The following is a 25549-nucleotide window of genomic DNA, read 5'->3' on the forward strand; positions in this document are numbered from 1 at the left end:
ATGGCCAGATGTAAGTGGCTCCACCCCCACAGCCTCGCCTTCATTCTTGCCGGCGCGGTGTTGATCGCCTACCTGCTCCTGCTGCTTCTGGTGGCCCGGGAGGGGCAGAGTCAGCTGAGTGAATACCAGGACAATGAGCTGACGCTGAGGGTTTCCAACTATGCGCGGGAGATGAACTATTTCCTCTCCAACAGCCAGGCCCGGCTCAAGGCGCTGACGGAAGACAGTGTGGTCCACACCTACTTTGACAACCGGGCGTTGGGGATGTCGATGACGTACGGTCTGGGGGCCAGCAAGTATCAGATGGCGCAGCTGTTGCGACAGAACCAGCAGCGCTTTGAAAAGGAGGGCAAGCCGGTTTTTGAACGCCTGGTGATGATGGATTTCCGCGCCCGTGTCCTGGCGGACACCGATCCGGCCGGCGCGATACTGGAGGAGCTGCCACTCTCGGCGATGTACCACGCGGGGGAGCGTCATCGGATCATCGCCCGCCGCGATGGCGGTAAGCTGGTTCTGCTTCAGTTGGCCACGGTATTTCGTCATGACCAACCCCAGGCGATCCTGGTGGCCAAGCTGAACCGGGCACAGATCACCCAGGTGTTGTCCAGCCAGGAGCAACCGGAGCAAGCCAGTCGACTCCAATTGAAGACGCCGGAAGGGGCCCTCCTAGCCTGGGATGCCTTTTCCTCTTCACGGGCCTTTGATGACCCCCGCAACATCGCCCATACCCTGCCTCTTGCGGTGCCCGGCTTCGCTATCCAGGGCTGGTTCCTGCCCCTGGCCAACCAGGATTTCTTTACCTCGAGCTGGTTCGTGGCAGCCCTCTCGTTGTTGGCTTTTCCCGTGGTGTTGGGTTTCTTCTTCATGCTGCGGATGAACAGCCGAAACCTGGTGTTGCAGACCAAGGTGGGACTGGCGGCACGACAGCAGCGCAGTCTGGCGGATAAAAATCAGCAGCTACTGCAGGAGGTGGAGAAACGCCAAAGGTCAGAGAAGTTGCTGGCCTACCAGGCCAGTCACGATACCCTGACCGGCCTGCCCAATCGCAAAGCGGGCCAGGAAGCGCTGGCGCAGTGGGTGGCCAAAGCCCAGGCGGCGGGGCAGGGGGAGCAGGTGCTGCTGATGTTCATTGACCTGGATAACTTCAAGCACATCAATGACAGTCAGGGACACCATTACGGCGACCAACTGCTGGTGCAGAGTGCACGGCGCCTGGGAGAGGGGGCCGATGGTCAGGGCATGGTGGCCCGGTTCGGCGGTGATGAGTTCCTGGTGATCCAGGGGCAGTTGGCGGATAGGGATGTGGCCAGGGCACAGGCGGCGCGGATCCTGCGTCTTTTCGAAGCGCCCTTTGACCTGGAGGGGGGGCGGGTGTACGCCTCTGTCAGCATCGGCATGGCCCTCTATCCGGAGGACGGTGTCGAGGGCAATACCCTGATCCAAAGAGCGGACGCCGCGCTTTACCGGGCGAAGGAGCAGGGGCGCAACGGGTTCAGTTTCTATGATGCCAGCATGGATCACTTCGCCCAGCGGCAAGTGCTGCTAGACAGTAAGCTGCGCCAGGCGCTGGAGGAACGGCAACTTTCGGTGAACTACCAGCCAATCCTGGCACTCAACACGGGACGGATCGTTGGGGCGGAGGCCCTGGTGCGATGGAGAGACCCGGAACTGGGCTGGATCTCGCCGGCGGAGTTTATCCCCCTGGCGGAGCGCAACGGCCTGATCCATAAACTGGGTGATCAGGTACTGGCCCAGGCCTGCAGCCAGGCCGCTCGCTGGCAGGCGCTGTCGCCGCTGCAGATCGCGGTCAATGTTTCCAGCATCCAGTTTCGCCATGGTGAGGCGCTTTGCCAGCGGGTACTGGAAACACTGGACCGCACCGGCTTGCCGGCCAAGTGCCTGACCATTGAGGTGACCGAAAGCCTGCTGCTGGACAACCACAAGGATCTGAGCGCGACGCTGCAACCTTGGGTGGCCCACGGAGTGGGTCTGGCCATAGATGACTTCGGTACCGGGTACTCAGCACTGGGCTACCTGCAGCGGTTCCCCTTCAGTAAGCTCAAGATCGACAAAGTGTTCCTGAACAAGCTGGATACCAGTGCGCCCGACCGGAGTCTGGTTGAAGCGATCCTGGCGATGGCCAGGGCGCTGGGGCTTGAGGTGGTGGCGGAGGGGATAGAGCACGACTGGCAGGCGCAGTTCCTGCGTCAACGGGGGTGTCATTTTGGTCAGGGCTACCTCTACAGTCCCGCTGTGACTGCCGAAGAGTTTGAGCGCCTGTTGCACCAGGAGAGCCAGCACCAGCCGAGAAAGGCACTGGCTGTGGGTTGAGGGACCCGTAATGGGAAGAGTCTTACAGCTCTACGGTCAGGATCTGGTAGGCAGGGGTTTCATAAGGGTGGGCCGCTTTGAGCGCCCCTACAATCGCAGACTGCTTCGCGGCCTCGAACACCAACTCCACCTTGCTCTCTGACAGGCGGTGCAGCGTGCCAACCTCGCCCACGTGGGGCCGGCTCTGGGGCAGGGGACGAAACTGCCCCGTTCCCTCGCTGAACCAACAACACTGGTCGTAGTGGCCAACTTGCCCGGCTCCGGCGGCGAACAGGGCGGCCAGTACGCGCTCCCTATCCTCACTGGGGACGTAAAACTCCAATTTTTTTAACCGGATGACGCTCATGTGGGTTACTCCGGGCGAAAGCGAATCGGCTCAGGCCTGTTTGCGGGTTTGCTCCAGCCACTGCTGGCGCTGAGCTTGCAGGCTTTTCAGGCCCTTCTCTGCCTGCTTGTTGTTCCCACGTAGGCGCCAGTAGGCGTAGCCCCCAAGTTGAAATGCCTGGCCCAGCAGGGCTTCGTAGAGCGCCCACCCATCGATCTTTTCCGATCCGGCTTCGAGGATGGTGCCGAGATCCGTCATCAGGGCATCGGTGTCGCGCTGCTGTTGTGTGCGGATGGGCGTGAGATCCTGCTGTGAGCGGGTGTTGGCCAGAAACCCCTGGCCGAAGGCGTCCCGGAGCCCTTGATGCAGGGAGTCACGCAGGGATTGGCGCTGCAGAAGTTCAGGGCTCAAATGCGGATAGGAGTCACGACGTGTCGCCAGGATCTCGGCCAGCGCCTGTTTGGCGTTGGCGTTGTCCTGCTCCAGCTGACGGCGGTGTTTACGGGCCAGGTAGGCCACGTAGGCCAGGAGGACGCCGGCGAAGCAGAGAAAAACAAGGAGTACGGTTTGATTCATAACGGGATGATAAGCAACGCATGGATGCCACCGAGTATACCTCGGTGGCTTAAGCTTGGCGCCGCCTATCGTGCGACTCAGTCGGCGTAATTGAACAGCTCCTTGACCATGGCCAGGGTCTCACCCAGGTTATCGGTCGCAGAGGGGGCGATAAAGATGGTGTCGTCGCCGGCGATGGTCCCCAGGATCCCTTCCGCCTTGCCCATGGAGTCAAGCAGGCGTGCGATCAGCTGGGCGGCCCCGGGACTGGTTCGAACGACGATCATGGAGCCGTTGTGGTCCACGTCCAGCACCAGGTTGCGTAGCTGGGCATTGGCGGTGGGTACCCCGAGTTCGGCAGGGAGGCAGTACACCATCTCCTGCTTGGCATTTCGAGTTCGCACTGCACCAAATTTGCTGAGCATGCGGGAGACCTTCGACTGGTTGATGCTGGAAAAGCCTGCCGCCTGGAGCGCGGTGACGATCTCCCCCTGGGAGCCAAAGCGTTCCTCTTTGAGTAACGACTTGAAGGCGCGGACCAGTTCTTCTTGTTGACTGCTGTTTCTCATCAATTAATTCAAACACTGCATCACGGATGATGGCGCCAACTTTGTATAGAACGCGCTTAAAAAGCAAGTGTGATTCACATTTTAAGCATAAAAATTCAGCCCATGAGGTGGTGATTTATCTGTCCAGGCGGTTGGGGCTGGTGGGTCGGGGCGGCACCACCGGTAGCGTTGCCATCAGCAGCGGGTTTGGTTATTGTGGGCGCGAATTTGTCGCCGTGACTAAGCTCACGCGTTCAGGGAAAGTTGGAGATAAATCATGAAAGTTGCAGTTCTTGGCGCCGCTGGCGGGATCGGCCAGGCCTTGGCCCTGTTGTTGAAGCTCAACCTGCCTGCAGGCAGCAAGCTGGCCTTGTATGACATTGCGCCAGTCACTCCGGGGGTGGCCGCAGACATCAGCCATATCCCGACCGCAGTCGAAGCCGTGGGTTTTGCCGGCGATGACCCGACCCCAGCCCTCGAAGGTGCCGATCTGGTGCTGATCTCTGCCGGTGTGGCGCGTAAGCCGGGGATGGATCGGGCGGACCTGTTCAATGTGAATGCGGGCATTATCCGTAACCTGGTGGGCAAAGTGGCCGAGGCGGCCCCCACCGCCTGTATCGGTGTGATCACCAACCCGGTCAACACCACGGTCGCGATCGCTGCGGAAGTCCTGAAAAACGCCGGTGTTTACGACAAGAGCAAACTGTTCGGCGTCACGACCCTGGATGTGATCCGGTCCGAAACCTTCATCGCCGAGGCCAAAGGCCTGGATCCGGCTCAGGTGAAGATCAATGTGATCGGTGGCCACAGTGGTGTCACCATTCTGCCTCTGCTGTCTCAGGTGGAAGGCGTGACGTTCAGCGACGATGAGATCGCAGCTCTGACCCACCGCATCCAGAACGCGGGTACCGAAGTGGTAGAAGCCAAAGCGGGTGCCGGTTCTGCGACCCTCTCCATGGCTCAGGCGGCATGTCGCTTTGGCCTCTCCGTGGTTCGCGGCCTGCAGGGTGAAGAGAACGTCATCGAGTGCGCCTACGTCGAGGGTGACGGTGAGCACGCCCGTTTCTTCGCTCAGCCGGTCCGTCTGGGTAAGAATGGCGTTGAGCAGATCCTGCCTTACGGCGACCTGAGCGATTTCGAGAAGGGAGCCCTGGATGGCATGTTGGAAACCCTCACCGGTGACATTGCGAAGGGTGAGAGTTTCGTTAACGGCTAATGCCGGATACCGTTAAAAAAGCGCCCATCGGGGCGCTTTTTTTATGCGTTGAGAGCGCCCAAGCTGGGCTTGTTAATACAGCCAGGCTGTACTGACGGAGTTAGCTGCTGCGCTCAACCGCAATGCGGGCCAGGCCTTCCAGTGCGGCTTTGTGGGGGGTATCCGGGAGAATGGCCAGGGCGGCGATCGCCTTTTGGGCCTCCTCAACCGCCCGCTGCATGGTGTACTCCAGGGAGCCGGTCCGGTTGAGGGTGGCGACCACGGCATCCACCTCGTCGCAGCCACCGTTTTCGATGGCGTTGCGGATCCGCTGGCTCTCTTCCGCATCCGCATGGGCGATGGCGTGGATAAGCGGCAAGGTCGGCTTCCCTTCGGCCAGGTCATCCCCCAGGTTCTTGCCCAGTTCCTCGGCGTCTGCGGTGTAATCCAGCACGTCATCCACCAGTTGGAAGGCGGTACCCAGGTAGCGGCCATAGTCTGACATCGCCTGACAGGTGGCGTCGTCCCGCTCAGCCAACACCGCTGCCAGGTGGGTGGCAGCTTCGAACAGGCGGGCGGTCTTGCAGTAGATCACCTGCATGTAGCTCTCTTCACTGGTGTCGGCGTCGTTGCAGTTCATCAGCTGCAGCACCTCACCCTCTGCCAGGACGTTGGTGGCATCGGCGAGGTCTTCCAACACCTTGAGGCTTTTGAGCTCCGTCATCATCTGGAACGAGCGGGTGTAGAGGAAGTCCCCCACCAGCACGCTGGCCTGGTTGCCAAACAGGGCATTGGCGGTTTCCCGTCCCCGGCGCATGGTGGACTCGTCAACGACGTCGTCATGCAGCAGGGTGGCCGTGTGGATAAACTCGATGATGGCGGCCAGTTTGACATGGGCATCGCCCTGATAATCCACCGCGCGGGCGGCGAGAACAGCCAAAAGTGGACGAAGGCGTTTACCACCGCCATTGATGATATAAAATGACAACTGGTTGATCAGGGCCACGTCAGAGTGGAGCTGATCAAAAATCATTTGGTTGACCGACGTCATGTCGTCGTCGGCCAGGGCGCGGATGGCATTCAGGTCCATTCTTGGGTTCCGAAATCTGGCTCGTAGCGGCGAAAGCTTACTACTTTAATGGCTTTGCGGCCTGTCATTCTACCGTAAATGTGGGGTACGACCAGTGCCTTTCACGCCCTTATGGAGAGTGACCGATCCTTTTTTCGATCTTTTTCCAAGGGGGACTTGCCTGATTATCGTCCATGCCTTAGAATGCGCGCCCATTGTCAAACAGTTTTAGCCACACCCTGGCCCCCAACAAATGAGCGGGTTTCAGCGTGTGAAGTAGCGGAGTTATTATGTACGCGGTTTTCCAAAGTGGCGGTAAGCAGCATCGTGTTGCCGAAGGCCAAACCCTGCGTCTGGAGAAGCTGGAAGCAGAAACCGGCGCCACCGTTGAATTCGATCAGGTTCTGCTGGTCGCGAACGGCGAAGAGATCAAGGTCGGTGCCCCTCTGGTTGAAGGTGGCAAAGTGGTTGCGGAAGTGGTTTCCCACGGTCGTGCTGACAAGGTGAAGATCGTTAAGTTCCGTCGCCGTAAGCACAGCCGTAAGCAGATGGGCCACCGTCAGTGGTTCACTGAAGTTAAAATCACTGGCATCAACGCCTAATTCGAGGAGTACTGAGAGATGGCACACAAAAAAGCTGGCGGTTCTACTCGTAACGGCCGTGATTCCGAAAGCAAACGTCTGGGTGTAAAGCGCTTTGGCGGTGAGTCCGTTCTGGCGGGTAACATCATCGTTCGTCAACGTGGTACCAAGTTCCACGCCGGTGACAACGTAGGTTGTGGTAAAGACCACACCCTGTTTGCCACCACCGACGGCAAAGTGAAGTTCGAAGTGAAAGGCAAGAACAATCGCAAGTTTGTGAGCATTGTTGCTGAGTAATCCGAGCTGACCGGATGAAAAAGCCCCGCGGACGCGGGGCTTTTTGCGTATAGCGGGTATACTTACTGCGTTTTGAAGCAGGGGCGAAAAGATGAAGTTTGTAGATGAAGTGACCATTCGCGCCGAAGCTGGCGATGGCGGCAGTGGTGTGGTCAGCTTCCGTCGGGAAAAGTACATTCCGAAAGGGGGCCCGGACGGGGGCGATGGCGGCGACGGCGGTGATGTCTTCCTGCTGGCGGATGAAAACCTCAACACCCTGGTGGATTACCGTTTTGAGCGTTGCCACCGGGCCGTTCGCGGCGAGAATGGCCGCGGTGCCAATTGCACCGGCAAACGAGGTGAAGACAAGATCCTGAAGGTGCCGGTGGGAACCCGTGCCGTCGACGCTGATACCGACGAGGTGATTGGCGATCTGACCCGGCACGGTCAGAAGCTGCTGGTGGCCAAGGGTGGCTTCCACGGTCTGGGCAACGCCCGTTTCAAAAGCTCGGTGAACCGGGCGCCTCGGCAGAAGACCCTGGGCACCAAAGGCGAACACCGCGAGGTGCGCCTGGAGCTGATGTTGCTGGCGGATGTCGGACTGCTGGGTTTGCCCAATGCTGGTAAGTCTACCTTTATCCGCTCCGTCTCCGCCGCCAAGCCTAAAGTCGCCGATTACCCCTTTACTACCCTGGTACCCAATCTGGGCGTGGTGCGGACCGGCCCCTCCAGCAGCTTCGTAATCGCCGATATCCCAGGCCTGATCGAAGGTGCCTCCGATGGCGCCGGCCTCGGGATCCGCTTCCTTAAGCACCTGGAGCGGTGCCGGGTGTTGTTGCACATCGTGGATATGGCGCCCTATGACGGCAGCGATCCCATCGCCAGTGCTCATGCGATCCTCGATGAGCTGCAGGCCTACTCGCCCAAGCTCTACGAGAAGCCCCGCCTGCTGGTGCTGAACAAGATGGACCTGGTGCCGGAGGAGGAGCGTGAGGCGCTTATCGCCTCCATCAGCGAGGCCCTGCAGTGGGATGGCGGTGAAGTCCATACCATCGCCGCCATCAGCAAACAGGGCACCGAGGCCCTGGTGCAGCGTATTCAGACGTTGCTCAACGAACTGCCGGTCGAGGAGGAGACTCAACCCGACGAGGAGGAGGTCGCCTTCAAATGGGAGCACTACCATGCCCAGCAGATGCAGGAAGCGGTGGTGGAAGAGGATGACTGGGACGATGACTGGGACGACGACGATTACGATGTCGAAGTGGTCTACCAGAAGTAGGTTCCCGTAAGCGGGAATTTAAAGTTCTCAATTACTGACATAATCTCACTCTATCTGATGAAGGTAGAGTGAGATTTTTTGTATGGATGCAATGGTCTACTACTGTGAAACTATCAAAGATTTCCGGTATCGGCCTCCGACGGCCTATGTGGATGAAAATGGAGAGCTTGCTACTGATTACCTAATTAAAGGGCGTAAGGTTGGGACCGTAAGGCTTCTTGTTAGGTCAATCATTGATAATGACGGACAGGTTGTGGATAGCGAGTCCGTCACTGAAGTTAATAATTGGATCTTGCACCAAGCTGTATCTGATGGAGCTAAAGATACAACCCGCAATTCAGACGCTCTCCTAGATTATTTTCTTTTCTTAAATGAGATTGGCCTTTCATGGGATGAGATGCCATTTATAAAGAATCAGCGTCCGACCTATCGTTATCGTATCTTTCTTCGAGACCGGGTTCGGGGAAAATATCCAGAGCATCGCTTAGCCAAATCCACAGCAGACGTATACATGCGCTAAGTGGTCAACCTCTATAAACACCACATAAAATATGGCCACCCGTTTGAGAACGAACCTTTTAAACATGAGCTTGTGAAAGTCCAGATTGGAAATAGTCACAGGAGCATGCAAGCCACAAGCGTGTATGGAGTTACTACTACAGATCTTCGTCTCAAGCTGGACAAGGACCTAACTTACGAGTATGAGCGTCAGCTGTTTGCTCTGACAAGATATAAGTGGAGCATGCTCAATCAACTTCTTACGGTTGACAAGCAAGTCCTTCACAAGAATGGCGACTCCGTGACCACTGTACCATTGGTGGAAGAGATGTCTTTGCTGTTCCGCTTGATGCGCTTTAGCGGTTTGCGTCGAGAAGAGGCTATCACCTTTCTAGTTTGCCATAATAACCCCCCCTGGGGAACGCCTCGTCGTTCAATAGCTTGAAGTAACGAACGTTAGTCATGGGCCAGATACTGCAAAGTACCTCATAGTCCTACTCGTTAAACGACCGCGCAGGAGCATAAGTCTCCCTGGTGCAACCGTCGCCGACAGTACTCCCGGCGATCTTGGTTCCCGTAACTTTCCTAAGCAACGTCACCACGTAATCCCACTGTTCAGGCCAGGTTGTAAGTCAATGACCTCTAGTATGACTCTTTACCCAATGCCCACGAACCCAACTTCCCTCGCGCCAATGTCCTTGTCGCCAGAACCCGGTGACCTCATGGCTAGCACGGCAACTGCTTTCGTAGTTGGCTTCAGTTCTGTCTTCAAAGTCTGTTTCGTCACCCTCATTCATTAGGGCGGCGAGGGTCTGTTCCAGTTCTTGCGCAAGCGCTTCTAGATCTCGCTGTCGTATATCAAAGTAATCGCTCCAGTCATCCCCGAGTTGAGTCACGGTTTCATACTCGTCAGATTGCTCTAGCGAGCGAAGCTCTTCTTCGATTTGTTGATATCGAGCCTTCAACTCATTCAACTTTTCTAGGAGAGAGTCATGACTTGTCAGAGTATCGCTGGCAAATGCGAACTCCCCACCGCTCTCAATGTGGCGAAGTAGGTCCTGAAGTCTCCCAAGATCTTGTGCGGCATACGCTTCGTTAACTTGAACCATCAAGTCATGAGCCTGTGCCTTTAGCTCTTCACAGACAACATCTGGATGGCACAGCTTCGATGCCTTTCTGTACGTTGCTTTTAGCAGCTTCGCTTCTTCTTTGGACAGTTGAGCGACAACGGATTCTTTGATCTCTTCGTTTTCTTGCTCAAGTCGGTCGGCACTGTCGTGGGCTTGCTGGAAGTCCTCATAAGCGTTGTCTTGTTTGACCTTCTGAAGCTCCTTGAGGAGATGCTGACGTACAGACTCAAGCTTTTCATCCTGTCGGTCAATGTTGCGCTTCAGTGTCTGATATTGCGCAAAAAGCTTGTCATACTCGGGGCTTAAGAAATCCACTTCATCAAGTTGAACCTCGAGCTGTCGAAGCTCTTCCCTGTGTTGCTTGATCATGTCACGCAAGCCGCAACATTCAACATGTAATTGCCGGTAGTGTTTGAGCTTTTGTGATAGCTCCTGAGCCGCGATCTCTTCTTGTAACGACAAGATCCGCAGAAGCAATGCACCCAGTCTAAGATGGTATTCTCGGTTGAAGTCTTGAAGCCGGTTTTGCGCTTCATTGCGCTTAAGGACAGCGGACTCAAGCTTCTGCTCTAGCAGTTTTAGTTCTAGGCGGATGGCATTGGTTTGTGTGTCCTCGAACTTAACCAACGCGCTTTGTGTGCGGAGCCAAGACTCGATCTCCTGCTGAGCTTGTAGGTATTCATTTTGCTCAAGCAGTGAGGCGATTGCGCTGACCCTGTCGTCACTGCTAAGGGATTTAAGCAACGGCAATTGAAGTTCAATAAGGCTGTGGTCTTGTAGGCTGATACAGGTTTCTATCAGCCTGAGTCGTTTGATTAAGTCGCTCACTGTTCAATGCTCAAATTTGGGTTGTCCAATAGCGACTGAGGGATTGCGCCGTAATATCTGCTTAGCTTCAACGTTTTGAGATTAGTCAAGTTAGCGATGGACTTTGGTAGTGCTGTCAGCGGGTTATCACTTAAATCCAGCATAGTTAGCTGAGTTAATTTACCTATCGATTCCGGCAAGGCTGTCAGCTGATTGTCCGCTAAGTTCAACTCAGTTAGCTCTGAAAGGTCTCCAATGGTCTCTGGAAGTGCTGTCAATTGGTTACCCTCTAAGTTTAACTGACTAAGTTCTGTCAGGTTCCCGATGGAGGCTGGCAGTGCTACTAGCTCGTTGAAACATAGGCCGAGGTCTTCGAGGAAAATAAGGTTACCAATTGATTGAGGTAGCTCCTTCAACTGATTACCCATTAACAATAGTTTTTCTAGGTATCGCAGCTTACCGATAGACTCTGGTAGAGAAGTCAGTTGGTTAGAAGATACCCATAGATTCTTGAGGGATATGAGGTTGCCGATAGACTCTGGTAGAGAAGTCAGTTGGTTAGAAGATACCCATAGATTCTTGAGGGATATGAGGTTGCCGATAGACTCTGGTAACGTGGTCAGCTTGTGTTCGTCTAAATCAAGCTTTGTAAGTCTTCTCAGCTTTCCAATTGAATCTGGCAGAGCTGCTAACTGGCTACCTCTCAGATCTAGTTCAGAAAGTTGAGTAAGGTTACCGATTTCCTCTGGCAGAGCTGCTAACTGGTTACCTCTCAGACCTAGTTCAGAAAGTTGAGTAAGGTTACCGATTTCCTCTGGCAGAGCCGTCAGCTTGTTTTCGCTTAGATCAAGTTCAATCAGTGCGGCCAGTTGCCCGATGGAATCAGGGAGCTTCGTCAGTTGGTTATCATGCAAGTTGAGCCATGAAAGCTCAGCCAGGTCACCAATGGAGTCTGGTAGTACTTTTAGCTGGTTACCCCACAGATTCAGTACATTGAGCTGCGTTAAGCTATTGATGGAGTCAGGCAATGTGACCAGCATATTTTTGTAAAGATGCAACTCAGTTAGTCGCGTCAGGTAACCGATTGAATCCGGCAACTTGCTCAGTTGGTTTTTGCCCAGATTCAACTCGGTAAGTTGGCTCAGATTATCTATGGATTTAGGCAATGATTTCAATTGGTTATCGCACAGCCATAGAGAAGTAACCTGGCTCAGATTCCCAATCCATTCAGGCAGCTCAGTTAGCTGGTTTTCCCACACGTCCAGCTTGGTAAGTGAGGTTAAGTTACCGATTCCTCTGGGAAGCTCAGTCAGCTGGTTTCGAGACAGAGTTAAAGTGTTGAGATTGATCAAGCTACCAATGGAGTTGGGCAGTCGCGACAGCTGGTTGTTAGACAAATTTAAATTTTTAAACTGAAGCCACGGACCGAGCGCCTCTCTCAAAGCACCGCTATCCTTGAAATACAACTCTTTCATTGCTTGCAACTTCCCAATGCTCTCAGGCAAATAGGTCAGTTGATAATCACTCAATCTCAATGAATTAAGGAACATCAATTCACCTTTATCCCTCGGCAGATCCTTTGAGCTAACATCATTTTGCTCTGCCCAGTTCCATAACTCTTGGATGTACCGCTCAAGGTCTTCAGTCGTGGCTACAGCATTTCTACCAGCGAGCAACCTATCAGTCAGTTCAAGCAAGTGAGTGGTTCTGTGCCGCGTCAGTGTTGAAGGTTTGCTAACTGTGAGGCCTTTGTTGTTTTTTTGCATGATCACGGGTGGTTGAGATGTCTTAGCTTAGCTTCATTATCTATCTGGAAGCGGTGCCAGCAAGTAGTGCGACTCGTGTGCGTGAGTGAGCGCACGCTAGACTAACGTCAACCGCGAGCCGAGGGCATGACCCGCTCCTCTATTTCCTATGCTTTGAAGCGAACTTGGCGCTCCCAAAAGGTCTCAACAAAAATGGACTTTCAGACTCATGTTGAGCAAAATCTTCTCAGAAAAGCTGAAAAGCTCTCAAACCCCCTGTAGAGCTCTATGTCACAAGGGTTTGACACGAATTGTTGAGAACTCTTCGGGGCAGTAAACCGTGACGATTACGATGTCGAAGTGGTCTACCAGAAGTAAACGTTGAGAATGAAATTAGGGGCCTTGGGCCCCTTTTTCTGTTGGAGGTTGTGAATGACCGACAGGGGTCAGCAGGTCAGTACAGAGTTGGCACTGGATGTCGCGCTGCAGCTTTATGCCGGTGGTGCAGAGAGCGAGCGGGTGGTCACCGCCGCACAGCGGGTGGGGCAGCACTACGGTTTGGAGCGTGTAGAGTTGGCATTGACGCCCAAAGCGGTGATGATCAGCAGTTGGCAGCAGGGCCAGGCCGTGACCCTGGTGAAGCGGTTGGCGGGTCTTGGCCAGGACATGCACAAAGTTTGTCAGGTGGAGCTGCTCTGTGAGCGTTGTGAGCAACAGGAGCTCAGTCTGGAGGAGGCGACCAGACAGCTCAATCAGCTGGATGGCTGGCACTGGCCCAGGTGGGCGGTGGCATTGGCGATGGCACCCACCTGTGGCGCCTTTGCCTGGCTGATGGGGGCGGACTTGGCGGGCGTGGCTATTGCCGCTGTTGCGGCAATCATGGCCATGGCACTGCGTCTCTGGATGACGGCTCGTGGCGTGAACCTATTGTTTAATTGGGCGATAACCGCCTTTGTTTCCACTTTCTTGACCCGCCTGCCGCTGGGCTTGAGTGAGCATATTGACCTGGTTAGCGCCGCCGTGGTCCTGATGCTGGTGCCCGGCTTTCCGATGGTGGATGCCCTGACCGATATGCTTCGCAGTCACTTCGGTGTGGGCTGGGCCCGTTGGGTGCAAGCCAGTCTGATGATCTTGGCGGCGGCCGTTGGTGTGGCGTCGGCCCTGCATCTGCTGTGGTGGCTCGAGTGGTAGCCTTGTCCATGTTTGTTAACGCGGCGCTGGCGGCGCTGCCGGCCATCGGCTTTGCCATGGTATTCAATGTCCCCGGCCGCTATTTGTGGGCCTGTGGCGTGGCGGGTTCGTTAGGCTTCCTAGTCAGGGAATCTCTGTTGGCGCTGGCGTGGCATGCCGCCCTGGCGAGTCTTATCGCTGCACTGGCCATTGGGGCCCTCTCTGCGTTCTGGGCTCGCCACTACCGGGCGCCGATGCAGCTTTATGCCGTCGCCGCGGCGATCCCGCTGATGCCCGGACACGACGCCTTCGTTGCCTTCAATGCGATGCTGGAGCTGCTGCTGCAGGGCTATCAACCGGAGCTGTGGATCACCGTCGTAGGCCGCGGTTTACAGAGCGTGTTCGTGGTCGCGGCTATCACGCTGGGGCTGACCCTGGCCAATTTGCTGTATCATCGCAGGCAATGATAACCAGTTGAGATCCCAGTTGATGCGCATCGCGATGATCGCCTGCATGGCCCAAGATCGGGTCATTGGTAAAGACAATGATATGCCCTGGCACCTGCCGGCCGACCTGAAACACTTCAAGGCCGTAACCCTGGGTAAGCCGGTGGTGATGGGCCGTAAGACCTTTGAGTCCATCGGTCGCCCCCTGCCGGGCCGCCATAATATCGTTATCAGCCGCCAGAAGACCTTTGCCCCTGAGGGGGTAACCGTGGTGACGGATATTGATGCGGCGCTTGACGCCGCCGGTGAGGTGGAGGAGGTGATGATCATCGGCGGTGGTCAGCTCTACGCGGCGATGCTGCCCAGGGCAGATCGTCTCTATCTGACCCGGGTTGACCTGGCGGTGGAGGGGGACACCCGCTTTCCCGCTTTCGATGAGTCCCATTGGCAACAACTCGCCAGCGAGCATCGCCCTGCCGATGACGCCAACCCTTATGCCCTGGAGTTTGTCACCCTGGGGCGCATCGCTGGAGACTCCTGAGCCCGCTTAGAGGCCCAGTGACGGCTGGGTAAAGCGGCGCTCGTCCTCGGCGCGCCAGAAGGTCAGGTTGCCGCCCCAGCAACAGCCGGTGTCCAGAGCCCGGCCATTGGGGTGATCACAGCGCCCATCCAAGGCTGCCCAGTGGCCGAACACGATACGATGCGAGCTCAACAGCCGGTGCCCCGGATAGCGATACCAGGGGACCAACCCCAGGGCAGTCTCCGGGCCGGTTTTGCAGGCAAAATCGAGACGGCCGTCGGGATGGAGAAAGCGCATGCGGGTCAGGGCATTGACGGTGTAGACCTGCTGTTCCAGCGGGCCGACTCCGGGACGATCCTCATCCGGTTTCTCTCCATACATCTGGCCGATGAAGTCGAGATAGTGCTCCCCTTGCAGCGTTTCACATACGGCCTGGGCACGGCGAAGCGCCGTCTCCAGGGACCAGTGAGGCGGTAACCCCGCATGGCTGAGCAGAAGCTGTTGGGCGGGAAAGTTAACCAGCAGGGGCTGCTGACGCAGCCAGTGCAGCAGTTCCGGCAGGTCCGGGGCGGCCAGCAGCGCTTGCTGGCGATCCTTGGGCTTGACCCGTTTGAGCCCGGCGGCGACCGCCAGAAGGTGCAGATCGTGGTTGCCGAGCACAGTGCGGCCGGCGCTGCCGAGCTGACGAAACAGGCGTAAAACGCCTAGAGAGTCGGGACCGCGGGCGACCAGGTCGCCACAGCTCCAGAGGGTGTCCTGGCTAGGATCAAATCGGACCTGCTCCAACAGCCGGGACAGCTCCTCGTAACAGCCCTGAATGTCGCCGACGAAATACTCTGCCATGAAAACCTGTGCCTGTTAGCGCCCCCGGGACGCGACCTTAATGGACGGCACCGGGCTGACGGAAGGTGAAGGGCTCGATGCTGGCTTTGACCTGGCCCGAGGCCCCGCTGAGGGTATAAAACCCCTGCATGGTACCAACGGGCGTTGGGAAAATCACCGAACTGGTATAGCGGTAGCGGCCACCCGGTGGCAGAACCGGCGTTTCACCTACCACCCCCTCGCCTTCCACTTCACTTTGACGACCATCGCCATCGATGATCAGCCAGTGCCGCCGCTGCAGGGTAAGGGTGGTTTCACTCAAGTTGGTCAGGGTGAGGGTATAAGCGAAGGCGTAGCGGGACTGCTGCGGATCGGAGTGCTCCGGCAGGAAGTGGGTCTCGACTTCGATGTGAAGCGGGTTCTCCGGTCGCATCGTCCGATTACCCCTGGCGTCGGCTGATGAGGTTGGCCAGGGCCACGAACTGCGCCACAGTGATTCGCTCAGGGCGCAGGCTGGGATCGATCCCCAGGGACTCGAACTCTGCCTCGCTGACCTGGCCCTTGAGGTTGTTGCGCAGCGTCTTGCGGCGCATGGCGAAGGCACTGGCGCAGATCCGTTCCAGGATCTTCACGTTGTCGACGGGGTAGGGCTTCTCCTGGTAGGGCACAAGGCGCACCACGGCCGAGTCCACCTTCGGTGGCGGGGTGAAGCAGCCCGGTGGGACTTCCAGCACCGGCAGACATTTGCAGTAGTACTGCGCCATTACGGTCAAGCGGCCATAGTTTTTATGACCCGGGCCGGCGCAGAGCCGTTGCACCACCTCTTTCTGCAGCATGAAGTGCATGGAGGCAACATTGTCGACGGTCTCAAACAGGTGGAACATCAGCGGCGTGGAGATGTTGTAGGGGAGGTTGCCAAACACCTTTAGGCGCTTGCCCTCTTCCGCCAGCTGGTTGAAATCAAACTTGAGTGCGTCACCCTCATGGATGGTGAGCTTCTGGCCCCAGCGGGGCTGATGGCGCAGGCGTTCTGCCAGGTCCCGGTCGAGCTCCACCACGTTGAGATGGTCAACCAGGTCCGCCACCGGCTCGGTCAGGGCGCCGAGACCCGGGCCGATCTCCACCATCACGTGATCATTATCCGGGGCGATCGCGGCGACGATGCCATCGATGACGTGGTGATCATGCAGGAAGTTCTGGCCGAAGCGCTTGCGGGCGCGGTGGCCCAGATGGATGTTGTTACTCATGAATGTTGATTGCTCGCCAGTTCGATGGCTTTGTTCAGGGCGACCCGGAAGCTGCCGACATCGGCCTGGCCGCTGCCGGCCAGATCCAGGGCGGTACCGTGGTCCACTGAGGTTCGGATGAAGGGCAGGCCAAGGGTGATGTTCAACGACTTGCCAAACCCCATGTATTTTAGCACCGGCAATCCCTGATCATGGTACATGGCCAGCACGGCATCACTGTTCGCCAGGTACTTCTCCTGGAACAGGGTATCCGCCGGCAGTGGCCCGGTCAGTAACATTCCTTCGTCACGCAATTGTGTCAGTACAGGCTCGATGACCTCGATCTCCTCCCGCCCCAGGTGGCCGCTCTCGCCGGCATGGGGGTTGAGGCCACACACCAGGATGTGTGGTCGCTCCAAGCCGAACTTGACCCGCAGCTCATCGTGGAGGATCCGGATCACCGTCTCCAGTCGGGTAGGGGTGATCGCCTTGGCCACGTACGCAAGCGGTATGTGGGTGGTTACTAACGCCACCTGGAGACCTTCAGTGGCGAGCATCATCACCACATCCTGGCAGCCCGCCTGCTGAGCAAAAAACTCGGTATGGCCCGAAAAGGGCATCCCAGCCTGGTTGATGATCCCCTTATGGATGGGGCCGGTCACCACGGCATCAAATTCTCCGGAGAGGTTGTGCTCGCTGGCGAAGCGCAGGGTTTCGACCACATAGCCGCTGTTGGCTTCATTCAGTACACCGGGTATCGCGGGCTCGGCCAGCGAAGTCGGGGCGATGGTCAGGGTGCCCTGTCGCTGGGGTTGCGGGGGCTGTGCTGGTTGATAGGGTCGCAGATGGAGCGGTTTGCGCAGCATCCGGGCCCGCTGCATCAAGAGTTGGGGGTCGGCACACACCACCAGTTCGACGGGCCACTCTTGTTGAGCCAGTTCGATCACCAGATCAGGGCCCACCCCGGCGGGTTCACCGGGGGTAATGGCGATGCGCGCTACCATTAACGGCGTCCCTGGTTAACCAGTTCGATGTAGGCGCCAGAACGCATCTCTTCGTGCCAGGCGTTCACATGTTCGCCAAATTTGCGGCGGTAGATCAGCTGGTAGGCGCGGTCCGTGTTGAAGCTTTCAGTGGCGTCGCTGGTGCGCCGGTCAAGGACGTGAACGACGTGCCAGCCATGGCTGGAGCGGAAAGGTTCGGAGTACTCTCCCACTTCCAGGCGATTAATGGTATCGCGGAATGCCGGGACATACATGTTAGGGTCCGCCCAGCCTAATTCCCCCCCCTTGACCGCAGAGCCGGGGTCACTGGAGTGCTCCCTGGCCAGGTCGGCGAAATCGGCATCGCCGTTGCGGACATCGTTCAGAAACTCCTCCAGCATGGCGCGGGCCATCTCCTCGCTCAGAATGGGAGAGGGTTTGAGCAGGATGTGGCGGGATTGCACCTCGGCGACCTCCTGGGTCTCTACGCCGCGATGGTCAAATACCGTCAGAATATGGAAGCCGGCACCACTCTTGATCGGGCCCACGATGTCACCGACATCGATGTCGTTCATCACTTCCGCAAACAAGGTCGGCATCTCGTTGATGTTCATGTAACCCCAGTCGCCCCCTTCCAGCGCCTTGGGGCCAGCGGAGGCGGCCAGAGCGGTCTCGCGGAAGTCTGCTCCCTCTTTGAGTACCTGGAGCACCCGCTCGGCTCGCTGGCGGGCGGCGTCTTCATCCTCGGAGGCATCGATCAGGATATGGCCGACATGGAACTCCGCATCCTGCAGACCCTGCTCCTCGATAAGGTTAACCAAAGTATCGATCTCCTGGGGGGAGATCTGGATACGTCGTTGAACCTGAATTCGCTGCACCTGGCCCAGAGTGATCTCTCTGCGCAGTTCTTCGCGATAGGCGGTGAAGTTTCCCCCCTCCGCTTCGATGGATTCACGCATCTGCTCGACGCTCATACCTTGCTCGGCGGCCATGTTTTCCAGGGTCTGGTCCAGCTGGATATCGCTGATAACCAGCCCCATGCGCTCGGCCATCTGCAGCTGCAGATGTTCGACGATCAGGCGGTCGATCACTTGGGTCCGCAGGGCTTGGTCGGAGGGCAGTTGCTGGCCGGCACGCAGGGCGTTGAGCCGCACGTTTTCAACCCGTTCATTGATCTCGCTTTCGAGAATCACACCGTCGTTGACCAGAACCGAAACCTGGTCGAGCATCTGAGGCTGTGCCGCCGCGATGAAGGGCGCAAAAAGGAGTCCAATCAGAGTATTACGAAATTTCATCTATCCAATCCATCCTGGCAGTGGGAGCATTCGACTCCGCTGATTGCGAGCACTCTAGCATAACTTCAATGTTCAATTCCGCAGGTAATAGGGTTTACGGTAGTTAAACAACCCCTCATCAAGCATCTCACCAATCCCTAAAGGACCGCTGGATCCGAGGCCCTTGAGGACAAACTTGAGCGAGATGCCGCTGTCGAAATCATCGCGGCGATCGATGGTGGTGAAGTCCTGATCCTCGAAGTTGGTATCGAGATGGCGGTGATAGGCCAGCCGGATTGCCCAACAGCAGGATTCATATTGCAGTCCCGCGTAGGTCTCGATGCTGCGGTTGAGGTTGATATCGTAATACCAGTTGCCGACGAAGGTGGTGTTTTTCATCACCGGCCAGGTTGCTCTCAGGCCCGCCTGGTTGATGTCGATGGCGTTGCCCTCGATATCCGTACCGAGGTTCGGCACGTAACGGTGGGAGAGCTGGAACAGCTTCTCCTCCGACAGCCGGTAGTCCATCAGCACCTCGCTTTTGTTGGTGTCTCCGCGACTGGTATCGAACTGGATCCCCCCCCTTACGAACCAGCGCTCCGTCGCCTGTAGACGCAGGTCGGCAGCCAGCGCGGAGCTGGAGCGCTCTTCGTTGCTCTGATCGCCGCTGAGCGTGACCTTGGGATCATCGAAAAAGAAGATCTGGCCGATAGCCAACTGGGCGCGTTCTCGCAGGCCATCATCGAGGAAGCGGGTTGCCAGGCCCAGGGTCAGTTGATTGGCGTCGGAGATCCTGTCCAGGCCGGAGAAGCGGCGATCCCGGAACAGTCCGTAGTAATCCTCCTGCAGTAACGCCGTGTCGTAGAGGCCGATCTCTGACTGGTCCTCGTAAGGGATGTAGAGATACTGGACCTGCGGCTCCAGGGTCTGCATAAACCCTTTTCCGCCCACGTTGAGATCCCGTTCAAAATTGATCTGGCCGTGCATCATCAGCTGCGGCAGGGTCCGGCTGATGTTTTCCTTGAGCTCGCCGGCGGGATCCTGCTGGGCGTAGAAGGTCTGGTTGAGCTTGAGCTCCGTGGTGAAACTGCCCGCCGGGGTCTGGTAGGGCAGGATCAGGGTGGGTTCCAGGTGCCAGCGGGTGGCCGTCAGGTGCTGACTGTCCCGATGTTCGAAACGGGTCAGCTCGCTGTTGAAACGAAAATCCAGCCGGTTATAGAGGCTGGGAGAGAAGTAGTTGACGCTTAGGGAGGGCATCACCTGGAAGGGGCGGACGTCCTTCCCGAGCACCTCCACATCCTGCACTTTCAGGGCCGCGTTCCAATTCCGGGAGAAGTACGCGGCCTCCGCTTCACGGTTTAGCTGGTTATCGGTGGAGGCGTTGATGGCCGAGCTGAAGTCATTGAAGTAGTTATCATCGCTAACGGTGGTGTAGTTACCGTAGAATCGCCAGTTCTCGTTCAGCTTACCGGCATGTTCCGCATGGAGCATATAGCGATCCGGGTTGTCGTCGACCAGGCGATCGCTGCCCATGAACTCGGCGTTCAGTTGTCCCTCGCCCCAGGGCTGCAGGTAGCGAGTCTCCCCTTTGAGGAACAGACCCCGGGAACTCATATATTGGGCGGTCACCGTAGCGTCCAGGTTAGGAGCGATGTTGAAATAGTAGGGGATCTCGAAATCGAAACCGTTCTTGGAGCTGGTGCTGATGCTGGGATAGAGGAAGCCGGACTTGCGCTTATCGGAGACCGGTACCGTCATATAGGGCATATAGAAAACGGGAACGTCGAATAGCCGGACCTTGGCATGCCAAACCTTGCCCCACTCCTCCTCGGCGTTGATCTCGATCTCTTCCGCTTCCAGCAACCAGTCCGGATTATCGTCCGGACAGGTGGTGAAGGTGGCGCCATTGAGCTTCAGAGACTGCTCCCCCTGGATCACCAGGTTATCGGCCTCACCGCGGACCTGTTGGCCATTGAGCCAGTAGCGGGCCTGGCTCAGCTCCGCCTGGTTATCATCCATATCGGCGGTGAGGGAGTCCGCCTCGATCACGACCGCCGCATCCTCATAGAGCAGCCCACCCTGGGCCGAGAACGTGCCTTGGATGGAGCTGACTTCGGCACTGTCGGTGCGAATTTTGCGCTGACCCTGGCTCAGTTGAACATTGCCCTCGAAGCGCGCGGTATCACCGGAGATCGCCTCGCTGCGATTGGCACGAACGCGAACGCTGGGATCCTGTGCATCGTCGGGGCCGCCGCTGGTACTGAGCGTGGCCGGCGAGCGAGAGATGCACTGGTCCGGCGTAACGGATTCGGTCGCCTCCTGAGCCAGCACGGTGGCGGGCATGAAGCTGATGACGAAGGCAAGGGGGAAGCGCATTATGTCCCTAACATGGTTGACTCGGTGCGGCCGGTCTTTGATTGCCGAACCGCAGGATTGCTGACTCCGACCCAGAAAGACCGCCTAGGGTTCAATTCAGATCGTAAAACCTTGGTATGATAAAGCAAATTTGTTGATTCGACCATTGGGAGACTGCATGTCTGAAGATGGACGTCAGCGTCAGCTGACACTGTGGCTGAGGCAGGTTCGCGGGGAGGCGGTAAGTCCCCCCGAGGCGATCTTTGCCGATGCCAGTTTCCGTCGTTACTTCCGCTACCACTTGGGCAACCGCACCGAAGTGGCGATGGACGCCCCCCCGCCGCAGGAGGATTGCCGTCCATTCGTCGCCATCACCCGCGCCTATCAGGAAGCGGGCCTGCCGGTGCCCTCCATTTTAGCCGAGGATCTGCAACAGGGGTTTCTTGCCCTGGAAGATCTGGGGGATACACATGCCTATCAGGTTTTCTCCGGTAACGATCCTGAGCCCTGGTATCGCCGGGCTTTGGCGCTGTTGCTGCCCATCGCCCGGGTGCAACACACGGCGCTTGGCCCACTGCCACCCTACGACAGGGCGCTGCTGGCTCGCGAGTTGGACATCTTTCCCCAGTGGCTGCTGCAGACCCATCTGGGACTCCCGTTGGGGCCCGAGTGGCAGGCGCAGTGGCAGGCGCTGGAGGAGGTCCTGATCGAGAACGCCCTTGGTCAGCCGCAGGTCGGGATCCACCGTGATTTCCACAGCCGCAACCTGATGCTCCAAGCGGGCTCACTGGCGCTGATCGATTATCAGGGGGCGTTGCGTGGCCCCATCACCTACGACGCGGTCTCCCTGCTGCGTGATTGCTACCTGAAGCTGCCGGAGCCCCTGCTGCAAACCCTGCTTGAGGCGCACTTTGAAGCCCTTCAAGCGCAAGGGATGCTCACCAGCGAGGTCTCACTGGATCAGTTCCGGCGCTGGTTTGATTTGATGGGGATGCAGCGTCACCTCAAGGCGGCGGGGATCTTCGCTCGCCTCCATCACAGGGATGGTAAGTCGGGCTACCTGGCAGATCTGCCCCGGGTGATCGGCTACCTCATCGAAGTCGGACAAGGCTATCCGGAGACGCAGCCACTGGCGCAGTTGCTGGCCGATCGGGTGCAGCCGGCTCTATTGAGTAAAGAGGGGAAGGGATGAAAGCGATGATCCTGGCCGCCGGCCGCGGTGAGCGGATGCGACCGTTGACCGATCACACCCCCAAACCACTGCTGCCGGTAAATGGTAAGCCGCTGCTGGTGCATCACCTGGAAGCACTGGCCCGCGCGGGCATCACCGACGTGGTGATCAACACCGCCTGGCTGGGGGCTCAGATCCCCGCAGCGCTTGGCGATGGTGAACGTTGGGGGCTCAACCTGCAGTACAGCGACGAGGGCGCGGCGGCGCTGGAGACAGGCGGTGGGATCCACAAGGCCCTGCCCCTGCTCGGGGATGCCCCCTTCCTACTGGTCAACGGTGATGTGTTCTGTGCCTATCCCTGGCAAGCGTTGACAGGGTTGCGGGCAGGGGATTTGGCACACCTGCTCCTGGTCCCGAACCCCGGGCATAATCCCACCGGGGATTTTGTCCTGGCACAGGGACGGGCCCACAGTGGGGAAGGACACCGCCTGACCTACTCCGGTTGTGCGCTACTGAGTCCGGCGCTCTTTGCCGACTGTTCCCCTGGGCGTTTCCCGCTGGCCCCCCTGTTGCGCCGAGCGATGGAGGCGGATCGCGTCAGCGCCGAGCGCTGGGAGGGACTATGGTGTGACGTAGGCACGCCGGAACGACTTCAGACGCTGGAGGCGCAGTTGCATGGCGATCTGGGGTAAGTTTTTTGGCGCGGCCATCGGATTTCTGCTGGGTCGCTTCATCGGCGCGCTGCTCGGTGCCTACCTTGGCCACAGGTTTATCGACCAACGTCGCAGTGCCAATCCGTTTTTCCAGACCACTTTTGCGGTGATGGGGCATGTGGCCAAGAGTAACGGCCGAGTGACCGAACAGGATATCGCTTTGGCCTCTTCACTGATGAGCCAGATCGGCCTCAGGGGGCGGGCCAAAGAGGCGGCTCAGCGTGCCTACCGCCAGGGCAAAGCGGCGGACTATCCGCTGGACCGGGAGTTGAAGCGGCTCAACATGGCGCTGCGTTTTCGCCGGGATCTGGCCCGCCTGTTCATCGAGATCCAGCTCCAGGCCGCCCTGGTGGATGGGGTGTTGGACGATCACGAGCGGGCCCTCATGAGTCGGATCTGCGCTGCACTGGGATTCAGTGAGGCGGATCTGGAGAGGTTGATCGCGATGCGCCACGGGGAGCGCCACAGCCAGACGGCGAGCATGACGCTGGAGGACGCCTGTCGGATCCTCGGTGTGAACGGCGACGACAGTCTGCCCAGCATCAAGCGGGCATACCGGAAATTGATGGCACAACATCATCCGGACAAGCTTGCCAGCCAGGGCCTGCCACCTGAAATGCTGTCGGTGGCACAGCAGAAAAGCCAGGACATTCAAGCGGCTTGGGAGCGGATCCGAGCCAGCAAAGCGTGAGGTGAGGACGATGCGATCAATCTACATCGGGCTGCTGTTTTCGGCCCTGCTGACGGCACCGGCGCAAGCGGAGCGAACCTTCTTTATCGCTCCCATGGCCGGCTATAACTTCGGCGGCTCTCTGGATGTGACCGAACATCCCGAGGGGCAGGAGCGTCAGAAGGTGGGGGAGCTCAAGGTGGAGGATGCCGAGAGTTTCGGCCTGATGTTCGGTGTGGAGACGCAGGATCCTGGCAATATCTACCTCTATTACAGCCGGCAGCGCAGCGCCTTCAAAGAGGGTGACTTTGGTAGCCCGACGGGGTTGGATCTGGATGTGGATTATTATCACATCGGTGGTTCCCTCTGGTTTCCCCGCGGTCGGTTTGAACCCTACGTGACCTCAAGCGTCGGTGTCACCCGCCTGTTGCCGGATGGTGGCGTTTCTTCAGAAACCCGCTTCTCCTTGGGGCTGGGGGTGGGCGCCCGATACCGATTGCTGGAGCATCTCTCCATCTTCGCCGATGTGAGAAGCTTTTTTATCTTCATGGAAAACTCCACCAGCTTGGTCTGCCCCGGCGAAGATGGTACCTGCCGTTTCAGGATCGAGGGGAACGCCATGATCCAGGGGCAGGCCACCCTCGGGCTGATGGTTCGCTTTTGAACTTAAGACTGCGCTGCTGTCGGTGAGCGGTTAGCTCCTTAGGCGATAGGTGCTCCATCCCATACCGCTGGTGAGGGTGTTGTCTCCGGTGGGCTGCCAGCCATGTTCGCGCCAGCAATTCATGAACTCGTCGTGGGAGAAGCGGTTAGTCTGGGGGTGTTCGAGCAGTCTCCGCCACAGCGGATGGCAGATGAAGCTGCGATACATCTCCATGGTATAAAGCCGCGCGCCTGGACGCGCCACGCGGCTCAGTTCGGCAACCGCCTGCTGCCATTGGGGCACATGGTGCAGCACGCCAAAATCGAACAGGGCGTCGAAACGGTCTGAGGGCATCGGCAGGGCAGTGCAGTCAGCTTGTACCACACTACAGTGATCGAGATTCTCTGTGCGGTCCTGTGCCCGCCGTGTCATGGCGAAGTCCAGATCCAGACTCACCACCTCACGGGCGCCAAACGCACTCCTGATCAGTTCGGCCCCCAGACCCTGACCGCCCCCGATCTCCAGAGCCAGGGCCCCGTCACAACGGCCGCCCAGTCGCAACAGTTTTGGGGTTTCGACCCGTTTCTGCCACATCCCCCGAAGGGGATGGTTGATCGCCCACCGCTCTATCCTGTTCAGTATCACAGTCCCACCTCTTTATACTTATCAAGCCTTTACGCCTCTCCTAGAATGCGACGCGGTTCTCAGTCTGCTGTTCGTTACGGTGGGCCGGGAAGAAAAGTTTATTTTGACCTTTTGTCGATCGCTGAACGACAAACGGCAAGTGGGGCGACAGTGCCTCGGGAGAAAGGGATGTTTAAAAAAGTAGCGAGCGCTGCTGTACTTCTGCTGGGCAGCCTGCCGTTCAGCGCATTGGGCGAGATCGGGATCGGTTTTCAACTGGGGAAACCGGACGCGGTCAGTATCGGGGTCAATCGCTGGGATATCGGGGTATCCGTCGATGATGTCAACGTGAGCGTGGACCGCCGTTTTACCACCCGGGAGCTTCCCAACCTCTACTTCGGTGTCGGCGGCCAGGTGTCCGATAACGGAGATGCTCCGCTAGGCGTGCGTGGCAAGGTGGGGCTGAGTGCGCGAGCCGGTTTTGCCGAGTTGTTTGGCGAAGTGGTACCGACGGTGACCTTTGGCAGTCGCGGTGATTTCGAACTCAACTACGGTCTGGGTTTTCGGATCTGGTTCTAAGCCTCACACTTAAG

Annotated in this window: 27 protein-coding genes; 14 read left to right on the forward strand and 13 right to left on the reverse strand. The window is 57.8% G+C overall.

Going from position 1 to position 25549, the window contains the following annotated elements:
• Nucleotides 1-2331, forward strand: a complete 2331-nt coding sequence (locus tag ABD997_RS06990; RefSeq protein WP_345316296.1) for a putative bifunctional diguanylate cyclase/phosphodiesterase — start codon at nucleotides 1-3, stop codon at nucleotides 2329-2331.
• 22 nt (nucleotides 2332-2353) lie between these two features.
• Here ABD997_RS06990 and ABD997_RS06995 read toward each other — a convergent pair whose 3' ends face one another.
• The 3 genes from ABD997_RS06995 to argR form a co-directional block, all read right to left on the reverse strand.
• Nucleotides 2354-2677, reverse strand: coding sequence for a YqfO family protein (locus ABD997_RS06995; protein WP_345316297.1), 324 nt, complete (start codon nucleotides 2675-2677; stop codon nucleotides 2354-2356).
• A 30-nt stretch (nucleotides 2678-2707) separates the two neighbouring features.
• On the reverse strand, nucleotides 2708-3232 hold the full coding sequence (locus ABD997_RS07000) for a hypothetical protein (RefSeq protein WP_345316298.1): 525 nt from the start codon (nucleotides 3230-3232) through the stop codon (nucleotides 2708-2710).
• Nucleotides 3233-3309: 77 nt separating this feature from the next.
• A complete protein-coding gene (gene argR, locus ABD997_RS07005; protein WP_345316299.1) occupies nucleotides 3310-3780 on the reverse strand; it encodes a transcriptional regulator ArgR in 471 nt (156 codons plus the stop codon).
• A 256-nt stretch (nucleotides 3781-4036) separates the two neighbouring features.
• Between argR and mdh the strand changes: the two genes are divergently transcribed.
• A complete protein-coding gene (mdh, locus tag ABD997_RS07010; RefSeq protein ID WP_345316300.1) occupies nucleotides 4037-4975 on the forward strand; it encodes a malate dehydrogenase in 939 nt (312 codons plus the stop codon).
• Nucleotides 4976-5075: 100 nt separating this feature from the next.
• On the opposite strand, the gene ispB is transcribed toward mdh, so the two are convergent.
• Nucleotides 5076-6044, reverse strand: a complete 969-nt coding sequence (gene ispB, locus ABD997_RS07015; protein WP_345316301.1) for an octaprenyl diphosphate synthase — start codon at nucleotides 6042-6044, stop codon at nucleotides 5076-5078.
• A 269-nt stretch (nucleotides 6045-6313) separates the two neighbouring features.
• Between ispB and rplU the strand changes: the two genes are divergently transcribed.
• The 4 genes from rplU to ABD997_RS07035 all read left to right on the forward strand — a co-directional run bounded on the left by rplU (nucleotide 6314) and on the right by ABD997_RS07035 (nucleotide 8679).
• On the forward strand, nucleotides 6314-6625 hold the full coding sequence (rplU, locus tag ABD997_RS07020; protein ID WP_345316302.1) for a 50S ribosomal protein L21: 312 nt from the start codon (nucleotides 6314-6316) through the stop codon (nucleotides 6623-6625).
• Between the two features lie 18 nt (nucleotides 6626-6643).
• On the forward strand, nucleotides 6644-6901 hold the full coding sequence (gene rpmA / locus ABD997_RS07025) for a 50S ribosomal protein L27 (protein ID WP_345316303.1): 258 nt from the start codon (nucleotides 6644-6646) through the stop codon (nucleotides 6899-6901).
• Between the two features lie 91 nt (nucleotides 6902-6992).
• Complete coding sequence (cgtA, locus tag ABD997_RS07030; protein WP_345316304.1) at nucleotides 6993-8159, forward strand: Obg family GTPase CgtA; 1167 nt, start codon at nucleotides 6993-6995, stop codon at nucleotides 8157-8159.
• Between the two features lie 82 nt (nucleotides 8160-8241).
• Nucleotides 8242-8679: a hypothetical protein gene (locus ABD997_RS07035; protein ID WP_345316305.1), complete on the forward strand. Its 438-nt coding sequence runs from the start codon at nucleotides 8242-8244 to the stop codon at nucleotides 8677-8679.
• 610 nt (nucleotides 8680-9289) lie between these two features.
• Here the strand turns inward: ABD997_RS07035 and ABD997_RS07040 are convergent.
• Nucleotides 9290-10615 (reverse strand): coiled-coil domain-containing protein, encoded by a 1326-nt coding sequence (locus tag ABD997_RS07040; protein ID WP_345316306.1) that lies wholly within the window; start codon nucleotides 10613-10615, stop codon nucleotides 9290-9292.
• Nucleotides 10612-12360, reverse strand: a complete 1749-nt coding sequence (locus ABD997_RS07045) for a leucine-rich repeat domain-containing protein (RefSeq protein WP_345316307.1) — start codon at nucleotides 12358-12360, stop codon at nucleotides 10612-10614. Before ABD997_RS07045 ends, ABD997_RS07040 begins: the two co-directional genes overlap by 4 nt.
• A gap of 411 nt (nucleotides 12361-12771) precedes the next feature.
• Between ABD997_RS07045 and ABD997_RS07050 the strand changes: the two genes are divergently transcribed.
• Genes ABD997_RS07050 through folA form a run of 3 tightly spaced genes read left to right on the forward strand, consistent with a single transcriptional unit; the run spans nucleotide 12772 to nucleotide 14496 of the window.
• A complete protein-coding gene (locus ABD997_RS07050; RefSeq protein WP_345316308.1) occupies nucleotides 12772-13530 on the forward strand; it encodes a threonine/serine exporter family protein in 759 nt (252 codons plus the stop codon).
• 8 nt (nucleotides 13531-13538) lie between these two features.
• Entirely contained in the window at nucleotides 13539-13976 is a 438-nt protein-coding gene (locus ABD997_RS07055; protein ID WP_345316345.1) for a threonine/serine exporter family protein, read from the forward strand.
• Nucleotides 13977-13998: 22 nt separating this feature from the next.
• A complete protein-coding gene (folA, locus tag ABD997_RS07060) occupies nucleotides 13999-14496 on the forward strand; it encodes a type 3 dihydrofolate reductase (protein WP_345316346.1) in 498 nt (165 codons plus the stop codon).
• A gap of 6 nt (nucleotides 14497-14502) precedes the next feature.
• Here the strand turns inward: folA and ABD997_RS07065 are convergent, their stop codons facing one another.
• The 6 genes from ABD997_RS07065 to lptD form a co-directional block, all read right to left on the reverse strand.
• Nucleotides 14503-15318, reverse strand: a complete 816-nt coding sequence (locus ABD997_RS07065; RefSeq protein WP_345316309.1) for a symmetrical bis(5'-nucleosyl)-tetraphosphatase — start codon at nucleotides 15316-15318, stop codon at nucleotides 14503-14505.
• A gap of 37 nt (nucleotides 15319-15355) precedes the next feature.
• On the reverse strand, nucleotides 15356-15730 hold the full coding sequence (apaG, locus tag ABD997_RS07070) for a Co2+/Mg2+ efflux protein ApaG (RefSeq protein ID WP_345316310.1): 375 nt from the start codon (nucleotides 15728-15730) through the stop codon (nucleotides 15356-15358).
• Nucleotides 15731-15737: 7 nt separating this feature from the next.
• Complete coding sequence (gene rsmA / locus ABD997_RS07075; protein ID WP_345316311.1) at nucleotides 15738-16544, reverse strand: 16S rRNA (adenine(1518)-N(6)/adenine(1519)-N(6))-dimethyltransferase RsmA; 807 nt, start codon at nucleotides 16542-16544, stop codon at nucleotides 15738-15740.
• The gene (pdxA, locus tag ABD997_RS07080) at nucleotides 16541-17527 is read right to left on the reverse strand and encodes a 4-hydroxythreonine-4-phosphate dehydrogenase PdxA (RefSeq protein WP_345316312.1); all 987 of its coding nucleotides are present in this window, start codon (nucleotides 17525-17527) and stop codon (nucleotides 16541-16543) included. Before pdxA ends, rsmA begins: the two co-directional genes overlap by 4 nt.
• A complete protein-coding gene (surA, locus tag ABD997_RS07085; RefSeq protein WP_345316313.1) occupies nucleotides 17527-18801 on the reverse strand; it encodes a peptidylprolyl isomerase SurA in 1275 nt (424 codons plus the stop codon). Before surA ends, pdxA begins: the two co-directional genes overlap by 1 nt.
• 72 nt (nucleotides 18802-18873) lie before the next feature.
• The gene (gene lptD, locus ABD997_RS07090) at nucleotides 18874-21156 is read right to left on the reverse strand and encodes an LPS assembly protein LptD (protein WP_345316314.1); all 2283 of its coding nucleotides are present in this window, start codon (nucleotides 21154-21156) and stop codon (nucleotides 18874-18876) included.
• 157 nt (nucleotides 21157-21313) lie between these two features.
• On the opposite strand from lptD, the gene ABD997_RS07095 reads away from it, so the two are divergent.
• From ABD997_RS07095 to ABD997_RS07110, 4 genes are read left to right on the forward strand one after another with little or no spacing between them, the layout of a single operon-like run.
• Nucleotides 21314-22327 carry an aminoglycoside phosphotransferase family protein gene (locus ABD997_RS07095; protein WP_345316315.1) on the forward strand — a complete coding sequence of 338 codons (1014 nt, stop codon included), beginning with the start codon at nucleotides 21314-21316 and terminating at the stop codon, nucleotides 22325-22327.
• On the forward strand, nucleotides 22324-22998 hold the full coding sequence (gene murU / locus ABD997_RS07100) for an N-acetylmuramate alpha-1-phosphate uridylyltransferase MurU (protein WP_345316316.1): 675 nt from the start codon (nucleotides 22324-22326) through the stop codon (nucleotides 22996-22998). Before ABD997_RS07095 ends, murU begins: the two co-directional genes overlap by 4 nt.
• Complete coding sequence (djlA, locus tag ABD997_RS07105; protein ID WP_345316317.1) at nucleotides 22982-23710, forward strand: co-chaperone DjlA; 729 nt, start codon at nucleotides 22982-22984, stop codon at nucleotides 23708-23710. The genes murU and djlA overlap by 17 nt, the downstream gene beginning before the upstream one ends.
• A gap of 10 nt (nucleotides 23711-23720) precedes the next feature.
• A complete protein-coding gene (locus ABD997_RS07110) occupies nucleotides 23721-24353 on the forward strand; it encodes an outer membrane beta-barrel protein (RefSeq protein ID WP_345316318.1) in 633 nt (210 codons plus the stop codon).
• A 30-nt stretch (nucleotides 24354-24383) separates the two neighbouring features.
• Here the strand turns inward: ABD997_RS07110 and ABD997_RS07115 are convergent, their stop codons facing one another.
• The gene (locus tag ABD997_RS07115) at nucleotides 24384-24977 is read right to left on the reverse strand and encodes a class I SAM-dependent methyltransferase (RefSeq protein ID WP_345316319.1); all 594 of its coding nucleotides are present in this window, start codon (nucleotides 24975-24977) and stop codon (nucleotides 24384-24386) included.
• A gap of 168 nt (nucleotides 24978-25145) precedes the next feature.
• Here ABD997_RS07115 and ABD997_RS07120 point away from each other — a divergent pair, with 168 nt between their 5' ends.
• Nucleotides 25146-25535, forward strand: a complete 390-nt coding sequence (locus tag ABD997_RS07120) for a hypothetical protein (protein ID WP_345316320.1) — start codon at nucleotides 25146-25148, stop codon at nucleotides 25533-25535.
• Nucleotides 25536-25549 lie beyond the last annotated feature (14 nt).

Source organism: Ferrimonas gelatinilytica (genome assembly GCF_039544205.1).
GTDB classification, from domain to species: Bacteria; Pseudomonadota; Gammaproteobacteria; order Enterobacterales; family Shewanellaceae; genus Ferrimonas; species Ferrimonas gelatinilytica.